Origin of the sequence: Streptomyces sp. NPDC047130, assembly GCF_040643475.1 — a bacterium.
Lineage (GTDB): Bacteria > Actinomycetota > Actinomycetes > Streptomycetales > Streptomycetaceae > Streptomyces.
Genome location: NZ_JBEYUK010000001.1, coordinates 77566 through 99151, shown reverse-complemented (window position 1 = coordinate 99151; position 21586 = coordinate 77566). Strand labels below are relative to the sequence as shown.

The following is a 21586-nucleotide window of genomic DNA, read 5'->3' as shown; positions in this document are numbered from 1 at the left end:
GCGGTACGGGCGGGGCGGTGCGCCGGTGCGGTGCGCCGGGCGGCCCGCCGGCGGTGCGCGGTCCGGCGGGGCGGTCCCACCGGGCGGTTCGTGCATCTGTCCGGCGTGCGGTTCGTGGGGCGGTCCCGTGGGGCGGTACGCCCATAGGTCCGGCGGGGCGGCTCGCGTCGCCGGTCCGGCGGGGCGGTCCCACCGGGCGGTGCGCGCATCGGTCCGCCGGGCGGTTCGCGGGGCGGTTCCGTGGGGCGGCTCGCACCGGTCCGGCGGAGCGCTTGGCACGTGGTCCGGCGGGACGGCCCTGCAGGGTGCTCGCGCATCGGTCCGCGGGGGCGGCCGACAGGCCCGTCCCGCAGGGCTGTCCCGCAAGGCCGTTGGCGCATCGGCCCGCCGGGGCGGCTCGCGAAGCGGCTCGGGCACGGTCCGGCGGGGCGGCGGTCAGGGGCTGTCGGGCAGGCGCCCGGAGGGTGCGGAGGCGGCGGCCTCCGCCTTCCGTGCCGGTCGCGGGCCGGGTTCGGCGGGAACCGGGGCCTTCGCCGGGGAGACGGGCAGCGCCAGCGCGGCCGCACCCGCGAGCGCCACCGTCACGGCGCCGACCACCAGCGCGGGCCTCAGTCCCGCGACGAAGTCCGCCCCCGAGCCGAGGCCGCCGGCCGCGGAGAAGACGGACGACATCACCGCGACGCCCAGCGCGCCCCCGACCTCGCGGAGCGCGTTGTTCGCCCCGGAGGCGACGCCCCGCCGGTGCGGGAGGACGGAGGACATCACCAGGCCGGCGGCCGGGGCGAAGTAGAGGCCCATGCCGATGCCGCTGACGATCAGCGCGGGCAACTGCGCCGCGTAGCTCACGTCCGTCGACGTGACGACGGCGAACCAGCCCAGGCCGGCCGCCTGCAGGAACAGGCCCGCGACCACCACCGGACGCCCGCCGATCCGGTCGGAGAGCACTCCCGCCAGCGGCGCGACCACCAGCGGCATGGCGGTCCACGGCAGCATGCGCAGCCCGGCCTCGGTGGGCGAGTGGTGCAGCACGGACTGCAGGAACTGGCTGAGCAGGAAGATCGACCCGAACATTCCGACGAACATCAGCAGACTCGCCGCGTTGATCGCGCTGAAGGCCCGGGACCGGAAGAGCCGCATCGGCAGCATCGGGTGCGCGGTCCGGGACTCGTACGCGACGAAGCCGATGAGCAGCACCACGCCGGCGACGAGGCTCAGCAGCACCGCCGGGTCCGTCCAGCCGTCGGCGGGACCGCGGACCAGTCCGTACACGAGTCCGAACAGGCCGGAACCGGCCAGCAGGGTGCCGATCAGGTCGAGCGGGACCTCGGCGCCGCGCGACTCGGCGAGCCGCAGACGGGCCAGCGGCAGCAGGAGCAGTCCGGTGGGGACGTTCAGCCAGAAGATCCACTGCCACGACACGTGCTCGGTGAGGGCGCCGCCGACGAGCGGGCCGCCGGCCACCGCCAGCCCGTTGACCGCGCCCCAGATCCCGAGGGCGGCGCCCCGCCGCTCCTCCGGCACCGCGGCGGTCAGCAGGGTGAGGGTCAGCGGCATCATGACGGCCGCGCCGACGCCCTGTGCGGCGCGCGCGACGAGCAGGGCGTCGATGTCGGGCGCGAGGGCCGCGCCCGCGGAGGCCGCGGTGAAAATGGCCAGCCCGGCCAGGAACATCCTGCGGCGGCCGTACCGGTCGCCGAGGGCCGCGCCGAGCATCATGAGCGCCGCGAAGGTGAGGGTGTAGGCGCTGACGGTCCATTCGAGGTCGTGCAACGCGCCGCCGAGGTCCTCACGGATCCGGGGCAGGGCGGTGGTGACGACCAGGTTGTCCAGGCTCGCCATGAAGCCCGCGATGCCCGTGAGGGCGAGCGTCCAGGCCGTGGAGCCCTGGCGGTGACCCGTGGTGGTGCGTGGTGACATCTCTCCCCCTGAAAGTGTTCACGTGCCTGTCTGCGGATTCTGCGTGTTCTGCGGTTCTGCCGGCCGTGCCGGTCCTGACTAGTGAGTGCTCACTAACTTTCGACGGCGCACGAAGGGGAAGCGGCCGTCCCCGCGACCCGGCACGGCCGCGGCTCCGCCTACTCCCCCGGCGCCGACCCCTCCGGCCCCTCAGGCCCTTCCGACCCCTCCGACCCGGCGTCCGCGGCGCCCGGGGTGCCGAGCCCCGCCCAGACCCGGTGCCCGGCCGGGAAGCCCATGGCCACCAGGGAGTTGATGAGCATCCCGGCGGCCATGAACCGCGTGGTCTCGTCGACGTCCGACCCCAACGGCAGGTGGACGGTGTCCCAGAGCCGCATCCAGCCGGCCCGGACCGACGCCCCGAACTCGTGGTCACCGGCCTCCTCGGCGGCGGACACGGTGACGAACATCTGCATCTGCAGCCGGAGCAGTTCCGGACGCTCGGCGATCAGGCCGGTGTAGGCGTCGGCCATGGCGACCAGGGCGTCGGCCCCGCGCACGCCCTCGGACGCCTCCTCGAAGGTGACCTGCAACTCCTCCATGCAGCGCTCGATCGCGGCGAGGAAGAGCCCCTTCTTGCCCTGGAAGAGCCGGAAGAGGTACGGCTGCGAGACACCGACCCGGCGGGCGATCGATTCCGTCGACGTGCCCGCGTAGCCGCCGCGGGCGAACTCGCTCATCGCCGCGCGGATCACCGCCTCGCGCCGCTCCTCGGCGCTCATCCGAACCATGGACCCGAAGTTAGTGCTCACTCACTAACTACGCAAGGCCCCAATGCGCGAGGCGCAGGAAGAGTCACGGAGAGAAAAGCGTGGGCGGGGCCGCCCGGAGGGAGGCCCCGCCCACCGTCCGAAGCCGCCCTCAGGCGAGCCGCACCACGGCACGCGACATGCCGAGGACCTTCTGCCCGCCGTGCGTGGCGGTCAGGTCCACACGGACCCGGTTGTCGTCCAGCTTGGCGGCGACCTTGCCGCTGACCTCGACCGTGGCGCCCTCGTCGTCGTTGGGGACCACGACCGGCTTGGTGAAGCGGACGCCGTACTCGACGACCGCGCCCGGGTCGCCGGCCCAGTCGGTGACCACGCGGGCCGCCTCGGCCATGGTGAGCATGCCGTGCGCGATGACGTCCGGCAGCCCGACCTCCTTGGCGAACTTCTCGTTCCAGTGGATCGGGTTGAAGTCGCCGGACGCGCCGGCGTACTCGACCAGGGTGGCACGGGTCAGCTGGAAGACCTGCGCGGGCAGCTCGGTGCCGACCTCCACGTCGGCGTACGCGACCTTCGCCGTCATGCTCGTCATCCCTCCTCGGCGGCGCGCGCCACCAGCTTGGTCCAGGCGGTCACCACGAGTTCGCCGGTCTCGTCGTACACGTCGCCGCGGATGTCCAGGATGTCGTTGCCGGCCAGCGACTTGATCGCGTCGATGGTGGTGGTGACGGTGAGCCGGTCCCCGGCGCGGACCGGGCGCCGGTAGGAGAACTTCTGGTCGCCGTGCACCACGCGGCTGTAGTCCAGACCCAGTTCCGGGTCGTGGATCACCCGGCTCGCGGCCTTGAAGGAGACGGCGAAGACGAAGGTCGGCGGCGCGATCACGTCCGGGTGCCCGAGGGCCTTCGCGGCCTCCGGATCCGTGTACGCGGGGTTCGGGTCACCGACGGCGGCGGCGAACTCCCGGATCTTCTCCCGGCCGACCTCGTACGGGTCGGTGGGCGGGTAGCTCCGCCCGACGAACGACTGGTCCAGCGCCATGGGCGCCACCTCCTGCTGCCTGTGCTTGCTGCCGTAACCCTAGAACGACGCCGGACGCGCAACGCCGTGGAACGACGAAAGGCCGCCCCCTCGCGGGGACGGCCTCACGTACGAGCCTGATTTATCGCGTCTCGCGGTGCGCGGTGTGCGCGTTGCAACGCGGGCAGTGCTTCTTCATCTCCAGTCGGTCCGGGTTGTTACGCCGGTTCTTCTTGGTGATGTAGTTCCGCTCCTTGCACTCCACGCAGGCCAGCGTGATCTTCGGGCGGACGTCGGTGGCAGCCACGTGAAGTGCTCCTTGACGAACGGATGGGACGATATGCAGACAGAAAAATAGTAGCCGACCGAAGGACCGACCCCGCAATCGGCTACTAAGAGTAGCGGTGACCGGACTTGAACCGGTGACACAGCGATTATGAGCCGCTTGCTCTACCGACTGAGCTACACCGCTGCGGATCGATCGGTTCCCGCCTTGCGGCGGGAACCTCTCTCACCTGAGCCCCAATACGGAATCGAACCGTAGACCTTCTCCTTACCATGGAGACGCTCTACCGACTGAGCTATTGGGGCGAGCGAGGAAGACATTACACGGTCGTCCGCCGATCCCCCAAATCCGTTTCCCGGTGTCCTGCGCCGGGATGTCCCGAACCGGCCCTCGCCCCGTCCCGGCGGCCCCCGCAGGCCCCCGCCCCGGCCCCGGCTCCGGCCCCGCCCTCGGCGGCACCACGCCGGTACGACTATTGCGCTCCTCCCCGGGGTGCGCGGGTCGCCGCCCTAGGCTCGGTCCACACCACCTGATCTTTCGATCGCCCCCTCTCCTTCCCGGTCGCCCTCGGCGCCGTCCCGCAGCAGCACCCGGATCCGGACCCTCAGGAACGCGATGTCCGACAGCCAGCCGCCGCCCCAGCAGCCCAACCCGTCGCCCTCCTCCACGCCCGGCGCCGCCGAGCCCGCGGCCCTCCTGCTGTGCGGCGCCCGCCTGACCGACGGCCGCACGGTGGACGTCCGGCTCGGCGGCGGGCGGATCGAGGCCGTCGGCACGGCGGGCAGCCTGGCCGGCGACCCCGTCACCGGCACCGTCCCCGGCCCGCTGGTCCCCGCCCCCGCGGAGGCCGTCCCGGCGCCCGCGCCCGCGCCGGTGCCCGCGCCGGCCCGGGTGAACCTGGAGGGCTACCTGCTCCTCCCCGCCCCGGTCGAACCGCACGCGCACGCCGACACCGCGCTCACCGCGGAGTCGGACGGCCCGGTCCCGGCCGACCCCCAGGACGTCCAGCGGCGTGCCACCGAGGCCGTCCTCGCCCAGCTCGGCCACGGCGCCACCGCCATCCGCTCCCACGTCCGCGTCGGCGACGTCCAGGGTCTCGGCGCCCTGGAGGCCGTGCTGCGGGTCCGCGGCGTGGTGCGCGAGCTGGTCGACCTCGCCCCGGTGGCGATGCCGCGGCTGCTCACCGGCGCCGCCGGGGCGGACGGGCTGGCCCTGCTGAGGGACGCCGTCGGCATGGGCGCCACCGTGGTCGGCGGCTGCCCGGACACCGACCCGGACCCCACCGGCTACGTGGAGGCGGTCCTGGAGCTCGCCGCCGCGCACGGCTGCGCCGTCGACCTGCACACCGACGGCACCGACCCGGCGCGGCTGTGCCGCCTGGCCGCCATGGCGGGAGGCCTGCGGGGCGGGGTGACGGTCGGCCCGCTGGGCGGGCTGGGGCTGCTCCCCACCGACGTGGCCTCCCGCTGCGCCGACCAGCTCGCGGCGGCCGGGGTCGGCGTCGTCTGCCTGCCCCAGGGCGGCTGCGCGGGCGCGGACCGGCGCGGCGCCGCCCCGGTGCGGCTGCTGCGCGCGGCGGGCGTGCGGGTCGCGGCGGGCAGCGGCACCCTGCGCGACCTGTGCAACCCGGTCGGCCGCGGCGATCCGCTGGAGGCGGCCTACCTGCTGGCCTCGCAGGACGCGCTGCCGGTCGAGGACGCCTACGACACGGTGGGCGCGGCCGCCCGCGCGGTGCTGGGGCTGCCTCCGGTGCGGGTGGAGGCCGGCTTCCCGGCCGACCTGATCGCGGTGCGCGGCGACCGCCTCGCCGGGGCGCTGTCGCTGGCGTACAGCCGGATCGTCATCCACGCCGGGCGGGTGGTGTCCCGGACCAGCGCCGTCCGCGAGTACTGCGACCTCGGCAGCGCGGCCACGGCGCTGGAACTCCCGCGCCAGGCACGGCATCCCTGAGGTCGCTGACGCGTCGCGGGGCATCGTCCGGCCCACCGCGTTACGGTCGAAGCATGCGTATCGTCATCGCCGGAGGCCACGGCCAAATCGCCCTGCGACTGTCGCGTCTGCTCGCCGCGAGGGGAGAGCAGGTGGCGGGCATCATCCGCAACCCCGACCAGTCCGACGACCTCCGTGAGGCCGGCGCGGAGCCCCTGGTCCTCGACCTGGAGTCGGCCACCGTCGAGGAGGTCGCCGAACTGCTGCGCGGCGCGGACGCCGCCGTCTTCGCGGCGGGCGCGGGCCCGGGCAGCGGGACGGACCGCAAGGCGACCGTCGACAAGGGCGCGGCGGTCCTGATGGCCGACGCCTGCGTCCGGGCCGGCGTCCGCCGCTACCTGGTCGTCTCCTCGATGGCCGCCGACCCGAACCACCAGGGGGACGAGGTCTTCGACGTCTACCTGCGCGCCAAGGGCGAGGCCGACGCCCATGTCCGCTCCCTCGGCGACGCGCTCGACTGGACGATCCTGCGCCCCGGCATGCTCACCGACGACGCCGGCACGGGCCGTGTCCTCCTCCGCGCCTCGACCGGCCGGGGACCGGTGCCGCGGGACGACGTGGCGGCCGTCCTCGCCGAACTCCTGGACTTCCCGGGCACGGTGGGGCTGACGCTGGAGCTCATCAGCGGCTCCACGCCGGTCTCCGACGCGGTGAAGATGGTCTCCGGGGAGTAGGGCAGTGCAGTAGGGGAGTAGGCGGGAGGCTCGGAGGCCTTGCCGCCGGATCCGTGGCGCCGTACGCGCTCAGCGGGGCATGCGGCCCGCGGGTGGCTGGACGACACCGGGTCCGCCGGTGTGCGGGGCCTGCACGTACCCCTTGGCCGGTGCGGGGAGCGCGTCGACGCAGGCCGTCGAGCAGGCGTTGACCAGCAGGGGCAGGACGTCGGCGCCGGACGTCCACAGCGAGATCCAGACCTGGCGCAGCGTCCCGGCCGTGACCGGCCCGTCGCAGACGCTGCAGGAACGGATCGCCGTGCCGCCCCGCACACCGGGGTCGAGATCGCCGAGGTCGGCGTCCTCGGGCGCCGCGCCGGCCAGGGCGGGGAAGGGCGGCCGGAGCTTGTAACTCCCGTACAGGGCACGGGTACTGACGGTGCTGTACCGCAGGGCGCGGCACCGGGTGATCTCGTACGGGAACCAGTGGAGGCGGTAGGACGTGTACGGGCCGAAGCTCTCCAGGCTCGTCATCGCACCGATCTCCGGCGGGATCCGCACCAGGTTGCTGCCGTACAGCACGAGGCTCTTCACCGCGGTCAGCTTGGCGACGGTCGGCGGCAGGGTGACGACCTGGCGCCGCTCGCCGGCGGAGAGCTCCACCAGCGGCTTGAACTCCTCGCGCCCGTCGGCCGCGGCCTCCTCCACGAGTTCCAGGAGGCGCAGCCAGCCCGGGGCGGTGGTGTCCTGGCGTTCCGCGTGGAAGCGGGTCGGGCCTGGGCCGGCGTTCCCGACGGGCCTGGCGGGCCTGACGGGCGCGACGCAGTCGCACCGGTCCTGGGAGGGACCGTCGCCCGCGGGTCCCACCGCGTCGGCCCAGCGGTTCGGGAACACCCGTGGTTTCGTCTCCTCGCCCATCCGGTCACCGTAAGGGGTGAGGGCCGGACCGGGCGGCGGGCGGGAGCCCGAAGCGCCCCTCGGCGCAGGCCCGTTGCACAGCCCTCCCCGTCTGGGTGCCGCGCCTCGAGCTGCTTCGCCGTCGCCCGGTCCTCGACCAGCACCTGCCGGTGACCGAGGAAGACCGCCGCCAGAACGACGGCGCCGGCCTTTTGGCCCACGACCCGTTCCCCCCTGACGCCCGCCGCAGCTGCGGTCGCGGTCTGCTCGAACGGCGTTTGAACACGTGCACGGGCTGTGGGCCGGGACTTCCGCTGAAGGGACCGCTTCCGGCCGCGGCGGCAGGCGGCCCCGCGAACACCCTCGTCACAGCGAAACCCCCTCCGACCTGCCGTGATGGCTGGTCGGAGGGGGCTCCGTTTGTCTGGTGGCGGCGCCAGGATTCGAACCTGGGAAGGCTGAGCCGGCAGATTTACAGTCTGCTCCCTTTGGCCGCTCGGGCACACCGCCTAGACGGTGCCACGAAGTCGAACCGGTTTGCGGCCGGGTCTCCCTCGCGACGACGTAAACAATACCTGATGCCCGGGGGTGCTCCGCCACTCCATTGATCGCGGTTCGCGGGGCGCGGGATGGCTAGGCTGGGGCGGGCTCGATCCGGGGCGTGGTCTCCGGGTCGGCGTCCCCGCAAGCACCCCGACACAGACCCCGATGCAAGGAGCCACAGGACATGGCCGACTCCAGTTTCGACATCGTCTCGAAGGTCGAGCGGCAGGAGGTCGACAACGCCCTCAACCAGGCCGGCAAGGAGATCTCGCAGCGCTACGACTTCAAGGGCGTCGGCGCCTCGATCTCGTGGTCCGGCGAGAAGATCCTCATGGAGGCCAACTCCGAGGACCGGGTCAAGGCGGTCCTCGACGTCTTCCAGTCCAAGCTGATCAAGCGCGGCATCTCGCTGAAGGCGCTGGAGGCCGGTGAGCCGCAGCTCTCCGGCAAGGAGTACAAGATCTTCGCGGAGATCAAGGAGGGCATCTCCCAGGAGAACGCCAAGAAGGTGGCGAAGCTCATCCGCGACGAGGGCCCCAAGGGCGTCAAGGCCCAGGTCCAGGGCGAGGAGCTGCGGGTCAGCTCCAAGAGCCGGGACGACCTGCAGGCCGTGATCACCCTGCTGAAGAACCAGGACTTCGACTTCGCGCTGCAGTTCGTGAACTACCGGTAGGACCACCGGTAGGACGACGGTGGTCGGACGCGCCGAAGCGGCAGGGGCGCATCGCGGGGCACGGGCCCGGCGGTGCGCCCTTGCCGCTGTACGGGCCGCGGGGGCGCCGCCGGTACCGTGCCCGGCATGAGTGAGCAGGGCGGGCTGCGGCGGACGCTGGGCGTGCGGGACGCGGTGGTGATCGGGCTGGGGTCAATGGTGGGGGCCGGGATCTTCACGGCCCCTGCGCCGGCGGCCCGCGCGGCCGGGGCGGGGCTGCTGGTGGCGCTGGCGCTGGCCGGCGTGGTCGCGTACTGCAACGCGACGTCCTCGGCACGGCTGGCGGCGGTGTACCCGGCGTCCGGGGGCACCTACGTGTACGGCAGGGAGCGGCTCGGGGAGTTCTGGGGCTACCTCGCCGGATGGGCGTTCGTGGTCGGCAAGACGGCCTCCTGCGCGGCGATGGCGCTGACGGTCGGGGCGTACGTCTGGCCGGGGCACGAGCGGGCGGTGGCGGTGGCCGCGGTGGTGGCGCTGACGGCCGTGAACTACCGGGGGGTGACCAGGTCCGTCCGGGTGACGCGGGTGATCGTCGCGGTGGTGCTGGCGGTGCTGGCGGCCGTGGTGGTGGTCTGCCTGGGCGGCGGCGGGTCCGCGGGGCGGGCGCCGGGGGTTCCGGTGACCGCGGGCGGCGTGCTGGAGGCGGCGGGGCTGCTGTTCTTCGCGTTCGCCGGGTACGCGCGGATCGCCACCCTGGGCGAGGAGGTGCGGGACCCCGCCCGGACGATCCCGCGGGCGGTCCCGCTCGCCTTGGGGATCGCGCTGGTGGTGTACGCGGCGGTGATCGCGGCCGTGCTGTCGGTGCTGGGGGCGGGAGGTCTGGCCGGGGCCGGGGCGCCGCTGGCGGAGGCGGTGCGGGCGGCCGGGGCCGAGCGGCTGGCGCCCGTGGTGCGGGGGGCGGCGGCGCTGGCCGCGCTGGGGTCGCTGCTGGCGCTGATCCTGGGCGTGTCACGGACCACGCTGGCGATGGCCCGCGACCGGCACCTTCCGGGCGCCCTGGCGGCGGTGCACCCCCGTTTCCGGGTGCCGCACCGGGCGGAACTGGCGGTGGGCGTGGTGGTCGCGGTGGCGGCGGCCACGGCGGATCTGCGGGGCGCGATCGGGTTCTCGTCGTTCGGCGTGCTGCTCTACTACGCGATCGCCAACGCCTCCGCGTGGACGCTCAACCGGTCGGCCGCCTCCCGCGTCCTTCCCGGTGCGGGGCTGCTCGGGTGCCTGCTGCTGGCGTTCGCGCTGCCCGTGGCCTCGGTGGTGGCGGGGGCGGCGGTCGTGCTGGCCGGAGCGCTCGTCCACCGGATCCGACGGACACTGGTCGGGTAGGCCCGCGAACCGACGAAGGAGGGGAAGGGCCATGAAGCCGGTCAATCTGGTGCTCAACATCCTGTGGGTGGTCTTCTGCGGCTTCTGGATGGCGGTGGGCTATCTGGTGGCGGCGCTGATCAGCTTCGTGCTGATCATCACCATCCCGTTCGGCATCGCCTCGCTGCGGCTGGCCGGGTACGCCCTCTGGCCTTTCGGGCGGACCACGGTGCCCAAGCCGACGGCGGGCGTGGGGTCGATGGTCGGCAACGTCGTCTGGGTGATCGTGGCCGGCTGGTGGCTGGCGCTCGGACACCTGGTGACCAGCGTGCCGCTGTTCCTCTCGATCATCGGGATCCCCTTCGGCTGGGCGAACCTGAAGATGATCCCGATCTCCCTGATGCCGCTCGGCTCCGAGGTCGTCCCCGCGGAGGACGCCCAGCGGACGCCGGCGGGAGCGCAGCAGCGCTGGTGACCCCGCGCGGCCCGGGTGCCGGTCGCTGTGCCGGTCGCGGCGTCAGTCGCTGTGCCGGTCGCTGTGCGGGGCGCGGCGTCAGTCGCGGCCGCCCGCCATCCGCTCCAGGCGGGCGACGCGCTCGGCCATCGGCGGGTGGGTGGAGAAGAGCTTGGACAGGCCCTGGCCGGGGCGGAACGGGTTGGCGATCATCATGTGGCTGGCCGTCTCGATCCGCGGCTCCGGCGGCAGGGGCAGGGCCTTGGCGCCGGCCTCCAGCTTCCGCAGGGCGCTGGCCAGGGCCAGTGGGTCGCCGGTGAGGCGGGCGCCGTCGGCGTCGGCCTCGTACTCGCGGGAGCGGCTGATGGCGAGCTGGATCACGGAGGCGGCCAGCGGGCCGAGCAGCATGATCAGGAGCATGCCGAGCAGGCCGGGGCCGTCGTCGTCGTTCGAACGGCCGATGGGGATCAGCCAGGCGAAGTTCACCAGGAACATGATCACCGAGGCCAGCGCCCCCGCGACCGAGGAGGTCAGGATGTCGCGGTTGTACACGTGGCTGAGCTCGTGGCCGATCACGCCCCGCAGTTCGCGCTCGTCGAGGATGCGCAGGATGCCGTCGGTGCAGCAGACGGCAGCGTTGCGCGGGTTGCGGCCGGTGGCGAAGGCGTTGGGCGCGTCCGTGGGTGAGATGTAGAGCCGGGGCATGGGCCGGCGGGCCTGTATGGAGAGCTCGCGGACGATCCGGTAGAGCCCGGGGGCCTCGAACTCGCTGACCGGGCGGGCCCGCATGGCGCGCAGGGCGAGCTTGTCGCTGTTCCAGTAGGCGTAGGCGTTGGTGCCCACGGCGACCAGGACGGCGACGACGAGGCCGGTGCGGCCGAAGAAGCCGCCGATGAGGATGATGAGCGCCGACAGCCCCCCGAGGAGGACGGCGGTCCTGAGTCCGTTGTGCCGACGGTGCACGGTACGCCCTCCAAGCGGTGCGGCGGGGGGAGCCTCTGGTGCGGCGCGTCCAGTGGACCCTTACGTACAGGTCAACGCGGTGCGGGCCGTCCCAGTTCCCCGCGCCGGTCCTCCGTGGAGTACCCCGACGGGCGTCCGTCGCACCCGCCCCCCGGAGGGGGCGGCCGCGGCCGGGTGGGTCAGAAGAGGGTCACGCCGGTGAGGCGGAGGATCAGCTGGGGCGCGCCGGAGAGGGCGACGGCGATCAGCGCGGTGGCCACCAGGGCGGCCGTCAGCGGGACGGTCGGCGGCGCCGTCGGCGGGGCGGTGGCGCGTCCGGCGGCCGGGGCGGGCCCGTCGAGCGCGGACGACGCGCCGGGGGCGGCTCCGTGAGGCACGTCTCCGTGCGGGACGACTCCGTCCAGGGCGGCTCCGTGCGGGACGGCTCCGTCGGGGGCGGCTCCTTCGGGGACGGCTCCTTCGGGGGCCGGGCGGAAGAGCAGGGCGGTCCAGCGCAGGTAGTAGACGAGCGCGATGACGACGTTGACGGCCATCAGCACGGCCAGCCAGCCCATCCCCGCCTCCACCGCGGAGGCGAAGACGGTGACCTTGGCGAAGAGGCCCACGATGCCGGGCGGCAGCCCGGCCAGGCAGAGCAGGAAGAAGGCCATCAGCAGCGCGGCGGCCGGGCGGGCCGCGTACAGGCCGCGGTGGTCGTCGACCCGGCCCGCCGGACGGCCGCGGCCCACCACGGTGACCACGGCGAAGGCGCCGAGGTTCACGGCGGCGTACATCAGGGCGTAGGCGAGGGTGGAGCCGACGGCGCGGTCGGGGTCGTCGGTGTAGGCGGCGGCCGCGACCGGGACCAGCAGGTAGCCGGCCTGTCCCACGGACGACCAGGCCAGCAGCCGGACCGCGCTGCGGTCGCGGTCGGGGCGCTGGCGCAGGGCGCCGACGTTGCCGACCGTCATGGTGAGCGCGGCCAGGAGGGCCATGGCGGGGCCCCACACCGGCGCGTACGACGGGAAGGCGAGGACGGTGACCAGGATCAGGCCGCTGAAGCCGACGGCCTTGCCGGTGACCGACAGGTAGGCGGCGACGGGCAGCGGGGCGCCCGTGTAGGTGTCGGGCACCCAGAAGTGGAACGGGACGGCGGCCGTCTTGAAGGCGAAGCCGACCAGGGTGAGGACGACGCCGGTCCGGGCGAGGGCGGCGAACTGGCCGTCGACCTGCTGGATCTCCTCCGCGATGACCGTCAGGTGCATCGAGCCGGTGACGGCGTAGACGAAGCTGACGCCGAGCAGGCTGACGGCGGTGGCGGTGACCGAGGACAGGAAGAACTTGAGGGCGGCCTCCGAGGAGCGGCGGTCGCCGTGGCGCAGGCCCACCAGGGCGAACGCGGGGAGCGAGGCCACCTCGAGGGCGACGATCAGGGTGGCCAGGTCCCGCGAGGCGGGCAGCAGGGCGGCACCGGCGGCCGAGCTGAGCAGCAGGAACCAGTACTCGCCGGCGGGCAGCCGTCGGGACTCGTCGCGCAGCGCCGTCACCGACAGGAGCGCGGCGAGCAGCGCGCCGCCGAGGACGACCAGCTGGACGACCAGGGCGAAGCGGTCGGCGACGTAGCTGCAGACGCCCGGTTCGCCGACCAGGCAGAAGGTGGAGCGGTCGCCGTCGAGCAGCGGCAGCAGGGTGAGCAGGCCGGCCGCGAGGGCGGCGACGGAGATCCAGCCCAGGAGCGGCTTGCGGGCCTCGGGGAGGAACAGGTCGGCCACCAGCACCACGAGGGCGGCCACGGCGGTGAGGGTGGGGGGCGCGACGGCGAGCCAGTCGACGGACTGGACCACGCTCTCGGCGGCCAGGACGCTCATCGGGGGCCTCCTGCGAGGAGCTGCTGGACGGCCGGGTCGGTGAGGCCGAGGAGCACCTTCGGCCAGAGCCCGGCGAGGACGGTGAGGACCACCAGCGGGGTCCAGGCGGCGAACTCGTGGCCGCGGACGTCGGCGAGGAGCGGCACGTCGTCGCCCTCGCGCGACGGCACGCCCATGCAGACGCGGCGGACCACGACCAGCAGGTAGGCGGCGGTGAGCAGGGTGCCGAGGGCGCCGATCGCCATGAAGACCAGGTACGCCGGGCGGCTGAGGCCGGCCGCCGGGTCGAAGGCGCCGAAGAGGGCGAGCATCTCGCCCCAGAAGCCGGCGAGGCCGGGCAGACCGAGCGAGGCGACGGCGGCGAAGGCCAGCAGGCCGCCCAGGCGCGGGGCACGGCCGTAGAGGGCGGCACCGGTGGCCCGCGCGCCCTGCGCGGAGAGGGTGTCCAGGTCGGTGGTGCCGGTGCGGTCCTTGAGGGCGCCGACCAGGAAGAAGAGCAGGCCGGTGATCAGGCCGTGAGCGACGTTGGCGAACAGGGCTCCGTTGACGCCGGTGGGGGTCATGGTGGCGATGCCCAGCAGCACGAAGCCCATGTGGCCGACGGAGGAGTAGGCGATCAGGCGCTTGAGGTCGCCCTTGGCGCCCTTGCGGGCCAGGGCGAGGCAGGCCAGGGACCCGTAGACGATGCCGACGACGGCGAAGGCGGCCAGGTAGGGCGCGAAGGTCCGGAAGCCGTCGGGGGCGGCGGGCAGCAGGATGCGGACGAAGCCGTAGGTGCCCAGCTTGAGGAGCACGCCGGCCAGCAGGACGGAGCCGACGGTGGGGGCGGCGGTGTGGGCGTCGGGCAGCCAGCTGTGCAGCGGCCACATCGGGGTCTTCACCGCCAGGCCGATGCCGATCGCCAGGACCGCGATCACCTGCACCGTCACGGTGAGTGACCGTCCGTTGTCGGAGGCGAGTGCCACCATGTCGAAGGTGCCCGCTTCGATCCCGATCAGGAGCAGGCCGAGCAGCATGACCACGGAACCGAGCAGGGTGTAGAGCACGAACTTCCAGGCCGCCGCGGCGCGCCCGGCGCCGCCCCAGCGGGCGATCAGGAAGTACATCGGGATCAGCACGGTCTCGAAGGCCAGGAAGAACAGCAGCAGGTCGAGGACGGCGAAGGAGGCGAGGGTGCCGGTCTCCAGGACGAGCAGCAGGGCGACGAACGCCTTCGGGGCGCCGCCCTTCGGCGGGTTGGCGTACGCGTGGAGGGCGCAGAGGAAGGTCAGCAGCGCGGTGAGGACGAGCAGGGGCAGCGAGATGCCGTCGACGCCCAGGTGGATCCGCACGTCGAGGGCGGGGATCCAGCTGATGTCGGTGGTGGCCTGCATGGTCTGGGGCCGGCTGTGGTCGAACCCGGCGGCGAGGGCCAGGGCGGCCAGCAGGACGGCGCCGGTGACGGTCACCCCGTGCCGCAGCACGGCCTGTTCGGGCGACTTCCCCTTCAGCCCGGGCGGGGCCGGGAGGAGGGCCGTGGCGGCGCCGGCCGGCGGGATCACCACGACGAACGCGAGGAGGAACTGCATCACGGACTCGTTGATATCGATCACGGCTGCTCACGCTCCCGAGACGGCGAGGACGACGGCCACCGCGAGGACGACGGTTCCGGCGAGCAGCGCGCTCACATAGGTCTGGAGGTTGCCGGTCTGGGCCCGCCGGACGGCCGCGCCCAGCAGGCGGGGCGTGGCGGCGGCGCCGCGGACGTAGGTCTCGACGACCTCGCGGTCCAGGAAGCGGACCAGGGAGGCGGCCGCGGTCACCGGGCGGACGAAGACCATGCGCTGGAAGGCGTCCAGGTGGAAGCCGGCGGCCGCGTGGCGGTGCAGCGGGCCCAGCAGGAGCCGTCCGGGGTCGGACGGGTCGGGGGCGTCGGCGACGTCGCCGTAGGCGGGGGCGTGGCTCGCGATGGCCTCGGCCTCCACCTGGCCGGGGTCGGCCCCGGGATGGGCGGCGACGGCCCCGAGCGGGGTGCCGGCCGCGAAGGCGGTGGTGTGCCGCCAGGTCGCGTAGGTGACGACGCCGCCGACCAGGGCGATGCCGGTGGCGAGGAGGGAGGTGGTCCAGCCGGGGGCGAGGGAGCCGCCGTCGAACCATGCGGGGAGCACGCCGAAGGCGGCGCCGAGCGCGAGGGAGGGCACGGCGAGGACCCAGAGCACGGCGTTCATGGCGAGGGGCTGCCTGGCGTGCGCGGGGGCCTCGGTCCCGCGGCCGCGGAAGGCCCGCAGCCACAGGCGGGCCGCGTAGGCCGCGGTCAGCAGGGCGGTGAGCAGCCCGGCGGCCAGCACGGTCCACCCGGCGGCGACCGGACCGGCGGCGCCGGCGGCGCCGGCGTGGCCGGTGGCGGCGTGCTCGGCTGCGACCAGGACGGCCTCCTTGGAGAAGAAGCCGCTGAACGGCGGGATGGCGGCCAGGGCCAGCAGGGCGACGGTCATCGTCCAGTACGCGTCGGGCACGCGGGCGCGCAGGCCGCTCATGCGGGACATGGCGGCCAGCGAGTTGGTGCCGGCGGCGTGGATGAGGACGCCCGCCCCGAGGAACAGCAGCGCCTTGAAGGCGCCGTGGGTGAGGAGGTGGAACGCGGCGGCGGAGCGGTCGCCGGCGGCGAGGGCGCCGGTCATGTAGCCGAGCTGCCCGATGGTCGAGTAGGCGAGGACCCGTTTGACGTCGTCCTGCGCCAGGGCGGCGAGGGCCGAGCCGATCATGGTGACGGCGGCCATCACGGCGAGGACGACCATGGCGGCCTCGGACGCCTGGAAGAGCGGGAGGAGCCGGGCCACGAAGTAGACGCCGGCGGCGACCATGGTGGCGGCGTGGATCAGCGCGGACACCGGCGTGGGGCCCGCCATGGCGTCGGGCAGCCAGGTGTGCAGCGGGAACTGGGCCGACTTGCCCGCCACTCCGGCCAGCAGGAGGAGGGCGATCAGGGTCGGGTGGTCGATCCGGTCGACGGCGTCCAGGATCTCGGTGATCCGGAAGGAGCGGGCGTCGGCCGCGAGGGCGAACAGACCGATCAGGAACGGGACGTCACCGGCCTTGGTGACCAGGAAGGCCTTCAGCGAGGCGGCGCGCGCCTCGGGGGTCTCCCAGTAGTGGCCGACCAGGAAGTAGGAGCAGATGCCCATGACCTCCCAGCCGACCAGCAGCACCATCAGGTCGCCGGTGTAGACGACCAGCAGCATCGCGGCGGTGAAGAGGGAGACCAGCGCCGCGTACGAGGGGTAGCGGGCGTCGTGGCGGAGGTAGGCGGTGGAGTAGATCTGCACGCAGGCCGCCACCAGCGTGACCAGCACGGCGGCAAGGGCGGCGAAGCCGTCGACCTGCAGGGCCAGCTCGATCGGCACCGAGCCGGTGGGGGTGAGCTCGGTGACGGCCTCCACCGGGTCGCCGCCGCCCTGCCGGACGGCGACCAGCACGGCCAGGACGAGCGAGGCGAGCACCGGCAGCACGGCGAGGGGGCGGACGAAGCCGGGGGCGGTACGGCCCAGCAGCAGTCCCGCGACCGCGCCGAGGAACGGCAGCAGGGGGACGAGGACGGCGAGGGTGACGGTGCTCATGCGGCGGCCCCGGCCTTCGCGCCGGGCCCGGCACCGGCGCCCGGGTCGGTGGCTGTCCCGGCGCCGGCCCCGGTGCCGGTGCCCGTGCCCGTGTCGTCCCCGGCGGCGTCCGCGTCCGCGCCGCCGCGCTCGGCGCCGTCGCGCTCCGCGGTGTCGCGGAGGCGGTCGATGTCGGCGGTGCCGCGGTTGCGGTACACGGCGAGGACGATCGCCAGGCCGATGCCGATCTCGGCGGCCGCGATGGCGATGGTGAACAGGGTCAGCGCCTGGCCCGCGTGGAGCCCGTCGTGGGGGAACGCGGTCTCGGCGGCCCGACTCAGCCAGGCGTCGAAGGCGACCAGGTTGAGGTTGACGGCGTTGAGCATCAGCTCGACGGACATCAGCACCAGGATGGCGTTGCGGCGCGCCAGGACGCCGTAGACGCCGGTGCAGAAGAGCAGCGCGGACAGGACCGCGGGGTACGCGAGGTGCATCAGCGTTCGTCTCCTTCACCGCGGCCGGCGGCCCGCTTGCGGGAGAGGACGATCGCGCCGACCAGGGCGGCCAGCAGCAGGACGGAGAGGGCCTCGAAGGGGAGGACCCAGTGCTGGAAGAGTGATGCGCCGGTGGCCTCGGTGGTGCCGGCGGCGGCGCCGTCCAGTTCGATCCAGGTGGTGCGGAACGCGTCGACGACCACCCAGACCAGGGCGACCGCCGCGGTCACCGCCACGCCGAGGGCGACCCCGCGGTTGCCGGAGTCGGCGTCCGGGGAGCGTCCGATGGGCGCCCGGGTGAGCATCAGGCCGAAGAGGAGCAGCACCACCACCGACCCGACGTAGATCAGGACCTGTACCCAGGCGATGAACTCCGCGGTGAGCAGCAGGTACTCCACGGCGAGCCCGCCGAGGGCGACGACCAGCCAGAGCGCGGCGTGCACCAGTTGCCGGGTGGTGACGCTGATCACCGCCGCGCCCAGGGTGACCACGCCGACCAGCAGGAAGGCGATCTCCACCCCGGTCGGGGAGAGGAATCCTTGGCTCACGGGGTCTCCCCCTCCTCCGCCTGGCGCAGCTTGTCCGCCGTCCGGCGCGCCGCGGCGATCTCCTTCGGCTCCTCCGCGCCCGCGTCGAGCGCGGGCGGGGCGGGCACCGTCCACATCCACTCGCGGAGCTTGTCCCGCTCGTGGGTGAGTTCACGGATGTCGGTCTCGGCGTACTCGAACTCCGGCGACCAGAACAGCGCGTCGAACGGGCACACGTCGACGCAGATCCCGCAGTACATGCAGAGCGCGAAGTCGATGGCGAAACGGTCCAGGACGTTGCGCTGCCGCTCGCGTCCGCCGGGGGCGGCCGGGGGCACCGTCTCCTTGTGGGAGTCGATGTAGATGCACCAGTCCGGGCACTCGCGGGCGCAGAGCATGCAGACCGTGCAGTTCTCCTCGAACAGGCCGATCACCCCGCGGGTGCGGGGCGCGAGTTCGGGCTGGACGTCCGGGTACTGCGCGGTGACGTTCTTCCGCATCATGGTGCGCAGGGTGACGGCCAGGCCCTTGGCCAGCCCGCTGCCGGGCACTCCGTGCGTCGGGGGCATCAGAGGACCACCACCTTGACGACGCCGGTGAGGGCGATCTGGGCGAGGGCGAGCGGAACCAGGAAGGTCCATGACAGTTTCTGCAACTGGTCCTCCCGCAGCCGGGGGTAGGTGACGCGCAGCCAGATCACCACGAAGGCGAGGACCGCGGTCTTCAGCAGCGTCCAGAACCACCCGAGGCCGTCACCGCCGAACGGGCCGTGCCAGCCGCCGAGGAAGAGCACGGTGGTCAGGCCGCAGAGGACGACGATGCCGGCGTACTCGGCGAGCAGGAAGAAGGCGAACCGCAGGCCGGTGTACTCGGTGTACGCGCCGAAGATGATCTCCGAGTCGGCCACCGGCATGTCGAACGGCGGACGCTGGAGCTCGGCGAGGCCGGCCACGAAGAACACGATCGCCCCGACGATCTGCCAGGGCAGCCACCACCACTGGAAGGCGTCCGCGATGCCGGTGAGCGAGACGGTGCCGGCCGCCATGGCGACGGAGGCGGCGGCGAGCAGCATGGGGAGCTCGTAGGAGAGGAGCTGGGCGGCGGTGCGCAGGCCGCCGAGCAGGGAGAACTTGTTCGCGGACGCCCAGCCGCCCATCAGCGAGCCGAGGACGCCGACGCCCATCACGGCCAGGGCGAAGAAGATGCCCGCGTCGATCGCCTGGCCCACGGCGTCGCCCGGGCCGAGCGGGATGACGAGCAGGACCAGCAGGTAGGGCAAAAGGGCGACGGCGGGGGCGAGCTGGAAGATCCGCCGGTCCGCGCCGGTGGGGACGATGTCCTCCTTCTGCACGAACTTCACGCCGTCGGCGACGAGTTGGGCCCAGCCGTGGAAGCCGCCGGCGTACATGGGGCCGAGGCGGCCCTGCATGTGCGCCATCACCTTGTGCTCGGTCTGGCCCACGACCAGGGGGAGGACCAGGAAGGCGGCGAAGACGGCGAGCAGGCGCAGGGTGACGTCGAGCGCGTCGGTCACTGTCCGCCTCCCTCGGGGCCGTCGGTGGTGGGTTCGTCGTCGTGGTCGTGCCTGTCGTTGTCCTGGTTCTCGCCCGTGCCCTCGCCCTCGCCCTCGGGGGTGTGCGGCTTCTCCTCGAAGGCGGGCCTGGCGTGGTGCCACGGGGCGTCGGGGCTGCGGGGCGCGGAGCCCGGCCGGCCGGGGGCCGCCTCCTCCCCGCGCTGCGACGCGGAACCCTCGGACACGCTGCGGGAACGCCGCGGACCCGCACCGGACCCCGGCGCCTCGGGCGCACCGCCCGCCTCCCCGCGCTGCGACGCCGAGCCCCCGGAGGCACTCCGCGCACGCCGCGGACCCGCACCGGACCCCGGCGCCTCGGGCACGCCACCCGCCTCCCCGCGCTGCGACGCCGAGCCCCCGGAGGCACTCCGCGCACGCCGCGGGGCCTCGGGGGCCTGGGACGCCGAGCCCTCCGCGGCGCTGCGGGAACGCCGCGGGGCCTCCGGGGCTTGGGAGGCGGAGCCCTCCGCGGCGGCGCGGGTGCGGCGGGGGCGGTCGGCGGCGGCGCCGCGGGCCGGGGCGGCCGGGAGGGTGCCCTTCAGCGGGCCCCACTCGTTGGGGTCCGGCACCCCCGGCGGCAGCATCTGCCGCCGCCTGGGCCCGCCGTGGTCCCCCGCGGCGGACTCCCCCGGCTCCTTGGCGCCGGGCCACGCCTTGGCGACCCGCGCCGCGAGCACGAAGTCCTTCCGCAGGGGGTGTCCCTCGAAGCCCTCCGGCAGCAGCAGCGGCTCCAGCCCGGGGTGGCCGTCGAACCGCACGCCGAACATCTCGTGGGTCTCCCGCTCGTGCCAGGCGGCCCCCGCGTAGACGCCGACCGCCGAGGCCAGCAGCGGCGCGTCGTGCGGCACGGTGGTGCGCAGCAGCAGGCGCCGGACCGGTCCGAGCGCGGCCACGTGGGCGCAGACGCGGAAGCCCGTGCCCGGCTCGTCCACCGCGCTCAGCCAGTCGAAGAAGGTGCAGTGCAGACGGTCCCGGGCCACGGTCAGCGCCCGGATCCAGGCCTCCGGCGGCACGTCGACGGTGAGGACCTCGTACGACTCGTGCGCCCCGGCGCCCTCGCCGAAGAGCGCGTCCGCCGTCTCCGGCAGCCAGCCCTCGCTCATCGGTCCCCCTCCGGGGCCGGCGGCCGTACCGGAGCGCTGCGCAGCGCGGCGGTCGAGGGGCGGGGGGCCGCGCCGGCGGCCGGGCTGTACCGCTCCCCCAGCGACTCCCGAGCGATCTTCTCCTGGAGCTTGATGATCCCCTGGAGCAGCGCCTCCGGCCGCGGCGGGCAGCCCGGCACGTACACGTCGACGGGGACGATCTGGTCGACGCCCTTGGTCACCGAGTAGGAGTCCCAGTAGGGCCCGCCGCAGTTGGCGCAGGCGCCGAAGGAGATGACGTACTTGGGCTCCGGCATCTGCTCGTAGAGCCGCTTCACCGCGGGCGCCATCTTGTCGGTGACGGTGCCCGAGACGACCATCAGGTCGGCCTGGCGCGGTCCGGGCGCGAACGGGATGACGCCGAGGCGCATGAAGTCGTGCCGGGACATCGACGCGGCGATGAACTCGATGGCGCAGCAGGCGAGCCCGAAGTTGAAGACCCAGAGCGAGTACCGGCGGCCCCAGTTGAGGACCACCTTCATCGGCTCGGGCGCCAGCCGGGACAGCGCGCCCAGCCGCTTGGGCTCGGGCAGCATCACCGGCTCCGGCTCGGGGGCGCCGGCGGCGGAGGCAGCGGTCACGTCCATTCCAGGACGCCCTTCCTGTAGGCGTAGAGCAGGCCCACGGCGAGGAAGCCGAGGAAGAGGAACATCTCCACAAGGGTGGTGACGCCGTAGCCCGGCGCGTCGAAGACGGTCGCCCAGGGGAAGAGGAACACGGAGTCCACCGCGAAGATCACGTACAGGAAGGCGTAGACGTAGTACCTGACCTGGGTGTGCGCCCAGCCCTCGCCGACCGGGTCGACGCCGCACTCGTAGGTGAGCAGTTTCTCGGGTGTCGGCACCACGGGCCGCAGCAGGCGTCCCGCGCCGAAGGCGGCGGCGACGAACAGCACGCCGACCGCGGCGAGGAGGCCCACGACCGAGTAGGACGGGAAGTAGTCGCGCAC

Annotated in this window: 22 protein-coding genes and 3 tRNA genes; 5 read left to right on the top strand and 20 right to left on the bottom strand. The window is 73.8% G+C overall.

Features of this window, described 5'->3' with window-relative positions:
• Positions 1–435: 435 nt before the first annotated feature.
• The 7 genes from ABZ836_RS00455 to ABZ836_RS00425 form a co-directional block, all read right to left on the bottom strand.
• A complete protein-coding gene (locus ABZ836_RS00455) occupies positions 436–1917 on the bottom strand; it encodes a DHA2 family efflux MFS transporter permease subunit (protein ID WP_361138067.1) in 1482 nt (493 codons plus the stop codon).
• Between the two features lie 158 nt (positions 1918–2075).
• On the bottom strand, positions 2076–2687 hold the full coding sequence (locus ABZ836_RS00450) for a TetR/AcrR family transcriptional regulator (protein ID WP_361138065.1): 612 nt from the start codon (positions 2685–2687) through the stop codon (positions 2076–2078).
• Positions 2688–2817: 130 nt separating this feature from the next.
• Entirely contained in the window at positions 2818–3246 is a 429-nt protein-coding gene (locus ABZ836_RS00445; RefSeq protein ID WP_356128560.1) for a MaoC family dehydratase, read from the bottom strand.
• Between the two features lie 5 nt (positions 3247–3251).
• Positions 3252–3704, bottom strand: a complete 453-nt coding sequence (locus ABZ836_RS00440) for a MaoC family dehydratase N-terminal domain-containing protein (RefSeq protein ID WP_356128557.1) — start codon at positions 3702–3704, stop codon at positions 3252–3254.
• A 121-nt stretch (positions 3705–3825) separates the two neighbouring features.
• Positions 3826–3990, bottom strand: a complete 165-nt coding sequence (rpmG, locus tag ABZ836_RS00435) for a 50S ribosomal protein L33 (protein WP_003948671.1) — start codon at positions 3988–3990, stop codon at positions 3826–3828.
• A gap of 92 nt (positions 3991–4082) precedes the next feature.
• Positions 4083–4155 (bottom strand) — tRNA-Met (locus tag ABZ836_RS00430).
• 46 nt (positions 4156–4201) lie between these two features.
• Positions 4202–4274, bottom strand: a tRNA-Thr gene (locus ABZ836_RS00425).
• A 310-nt stretch (positions 4275–4584) separates the two neighbouring features.
• Here ABZ836_RS00425 and ABZ836_RS00420 point away from each other — a divergent pair.
• Both ABZ836_RS00420 and ABZ836_RS00415 read left to right on the top strand, forming a co-directional pair.
• A complete protein-coding gene (locus ABZ836_RS00420) occupies positions 4585–5919 on the top strand; it encodes an amidohydrolase family protein (protein ID WP_361138062.1) in 1335 nt (444 codons plus the stop codon).
• 53 nt (positions 5920–5972) lie between these two features.
• Positions 5973–6632 (top strand): SDR family oxidoreductase, encoded by a 660-nt coding sequence (locus ABZ836_RS00415; RefSeq protein WP_356128552.1) that lies wholly within the window; start codon positions 5973–5975, stop codon positions 6630–6632.
• A 69-nt stretch (positions 6633–6701) separates the two neighbouring features.
• Here ABZ836_RS00415 and ABZ836_RS00410 read toward each other — a convergent pair whose 3' ends face one another.
• On the bottom strand, positions 6702–7529 hold the full coding sequence (locus ABZ836_RS00410) for a leucine-rich repeat domain-containing protein (RefSeq protein WP_361138060.1): 828 nt from the start codon (positions 7527–7529) through the stop codon (positions 6702–6704).
• 404 nt (positions 7530–7933) lie between these two features.
• Positions 7934–8018: transfer RNA gene (locus ABZ836_RS00405), tRNA-Tyr, on the bottom strand.
• A 217-nt stretch (positions 8019–8235) separates the two neighbouring features.
• On the opposite strand from ABZ836_RS00405, the gene ABZ836_RS00400 reads away from it, so the two are divergent.
• The 3 genes from ABZ836_RS00400 (at position 8236) to ABZ836_RS00390 (ending at position 10537) form a co-directional block, all read left to right on the top strand.
• Positions 8236–8724: a YajQ family cyclic di-GMP-binding protein gene (locus ABZ836_RS00400; RefSeq protein ID WP_356128546.1), complete on the top strand. Its 489-nt coding sequence runs from the start codon at positions 8236–8238 to the stop codon at positions 8722–8724.
• A gap of 126 nt (positions 8725–8850) precedes the next feature.
• Entirely contained in the window at positions 8851–10083 is a 1233-nt protein-coding gene (locus tag ABZ836_RS00395) for an APC family permease (protein ID WP_361138057.1), read from the top strand.
• A 31-nt stretch (positions 10084–10114) separates the two neighbouring features.
• Complete coding sequence (locus tag ABZ836_RS00390; RefSeq protein ID WP_356128540.1) at positions 10115–10537, top strand: YccF domain-containing protein; 423 nt, start codon at positions 10115–10117, stop codon at positions 10535–10537.
• 78 nt (positions 10538–10615) lie between these two features.
• Here ABZ836_RS00390 and htpX read toward each other — a convergent pair whose 3' ends face one another.
• The 11 genes from htpX to ABZ836_RS00335 form a co-directional block, all read right to left on the bottom strand.
• Positions 10616–11479, bottom strand: a complete 864-nt coding sequence (htpX, locus tag ABZ836_RS00385; protein ID WP_356128537.1) for a zinc metalloprotease HtpX — start codon at positions 11477–11479, stop codon at positions 10616–10618.
• Positions 11480–11658: 179 nt separating this feature from the next.
• A complete protein-coding gene (locus ABZ836_RS00380) occupies positions 11659–13326 on the bottom strand; it encodes an NADH-quinone oxidoreductase subunit N (protein WP_361138055.1) in 1668 nt (555 codons plus the stop codon).
• Positions 13323–14918, bottom strand: coding sequence for an NADH-quinone oxidoreductase subunit M (locus tag ABZ836_RS00375; protein ID WP_361138053.1), 1596 nt, complete (start codon positions 14916–14918; stop codon positions 13323–13325). The genes ABZ836_RS00380 and ABZ836_RS00375 overlap by 4 nt, the downstream gene beginning before the upstream one ends.
• A gap of 6 nt (positions 14919–14924) precedes the next feature.
• Positions 14925–16922: an NADH-quinone oxidoreductase subunit L gene (locus ABZ836_RS00370; RefSeq protein ID WP_361138051.1), complete on the bottom strand. Its 1998-nt coding sequence runs from the start codon at positions 16920–16922 to the stop codon at positions 14925–14927.
• Positions 16919–17395, bottom strand: a complete 477-nt coding sequence (nuoK, locus tag ABZ836_RS00365; protein WP_361138049.1) for an NADH-quinone oxidoreductase subunit NuoK — start codon at positions 17393–17395, stop codon at positions 16919–16921. Before nuoK ends, ABZ836_RS00370 begins: the two co-directional genes overlap by 4 nt.
• Complete coding sequence (locus tag ABZ836_RS00360; protein WP_356128522.1) at positions 17395–17943, bottom strand: NADH-quinone oxidoreductase subunit J; 549 nt, start codon at positions 17941–17943, stop codon at positions 17395–17397. Before ABZ836_RS00360 ends, nuoK begins: the two co-directional genes overlap by 1 nt.
• Positions 17940–18491 (bottom strand): NADH-quinone oxidoreductase subunit I, encoded by a 552-nt coding sequence (locus ABZ836_RS00355; protein ID WP_361138047.1) that lies wholly within the window; start codon positions 18489–18491, stop codon positions 17940–17942. Before ABZ836_RS00355 ends, ABZ836_RS00360 begins: the two co-directional genes overlap by 4 nt.
• Positions 18491–19456: a complex I subunit 1 family protein gene (locus ABZ836_RS00350; RefSeq protein WP_356128516.1), complete on the bottom strand. Its 966-nt coding sequence runs from the start codon at positions 19454–19456 to the stop codon at positions 18491–18493. The genes ABZ836_RS00355 and ABZ836_RS00350 overlap by 1 nt, the downstream gene beginning before the upstream one ends.
• Positions 19453–20598, bottom strand: coding sequence for an NADH-quinone oxidoreductase subunit C (locus ABZ836_RS00345; RefSeq protein WP_361138045.1), 1146 nt, complete (start codon positions 20596–20598; stop codon positions 19453–19455). The genes ABZ836_RS00350 and ABZ836_RS00345 overlap by 4 nt, the downstream gene beginning before the upstream one ends.
• Positions 20595–21224 (bottom strand): NADH-quinone oxidoreductase subunit B family protein, encoded by a 630-nt coding sequence (locus ABZ836_RS00340; protein ID WP_361138043.1) that lies wholly within the window; start codon positions 21222–21224, stop codon positions 20595–20597. Before ABZ836_RS00340 ends, ABZ836_RS00345 begins: the two co-directional genes overlap by 4 nt.
• Positions 21215–21586 (bottom strand): NADH-quinone oxidoreductase subunit A, encoded by a 372-nt coding sequence (locus ABZ836_RS00335; protein WP_356128508.1) that lies wholly within the window; start codon positions 21584–21586, stop codon positions 21215–21217. Before ABZ836_RS00335 ends, ABZ836_RS00340 begins: the two co-directional genes overlap by 10 nt.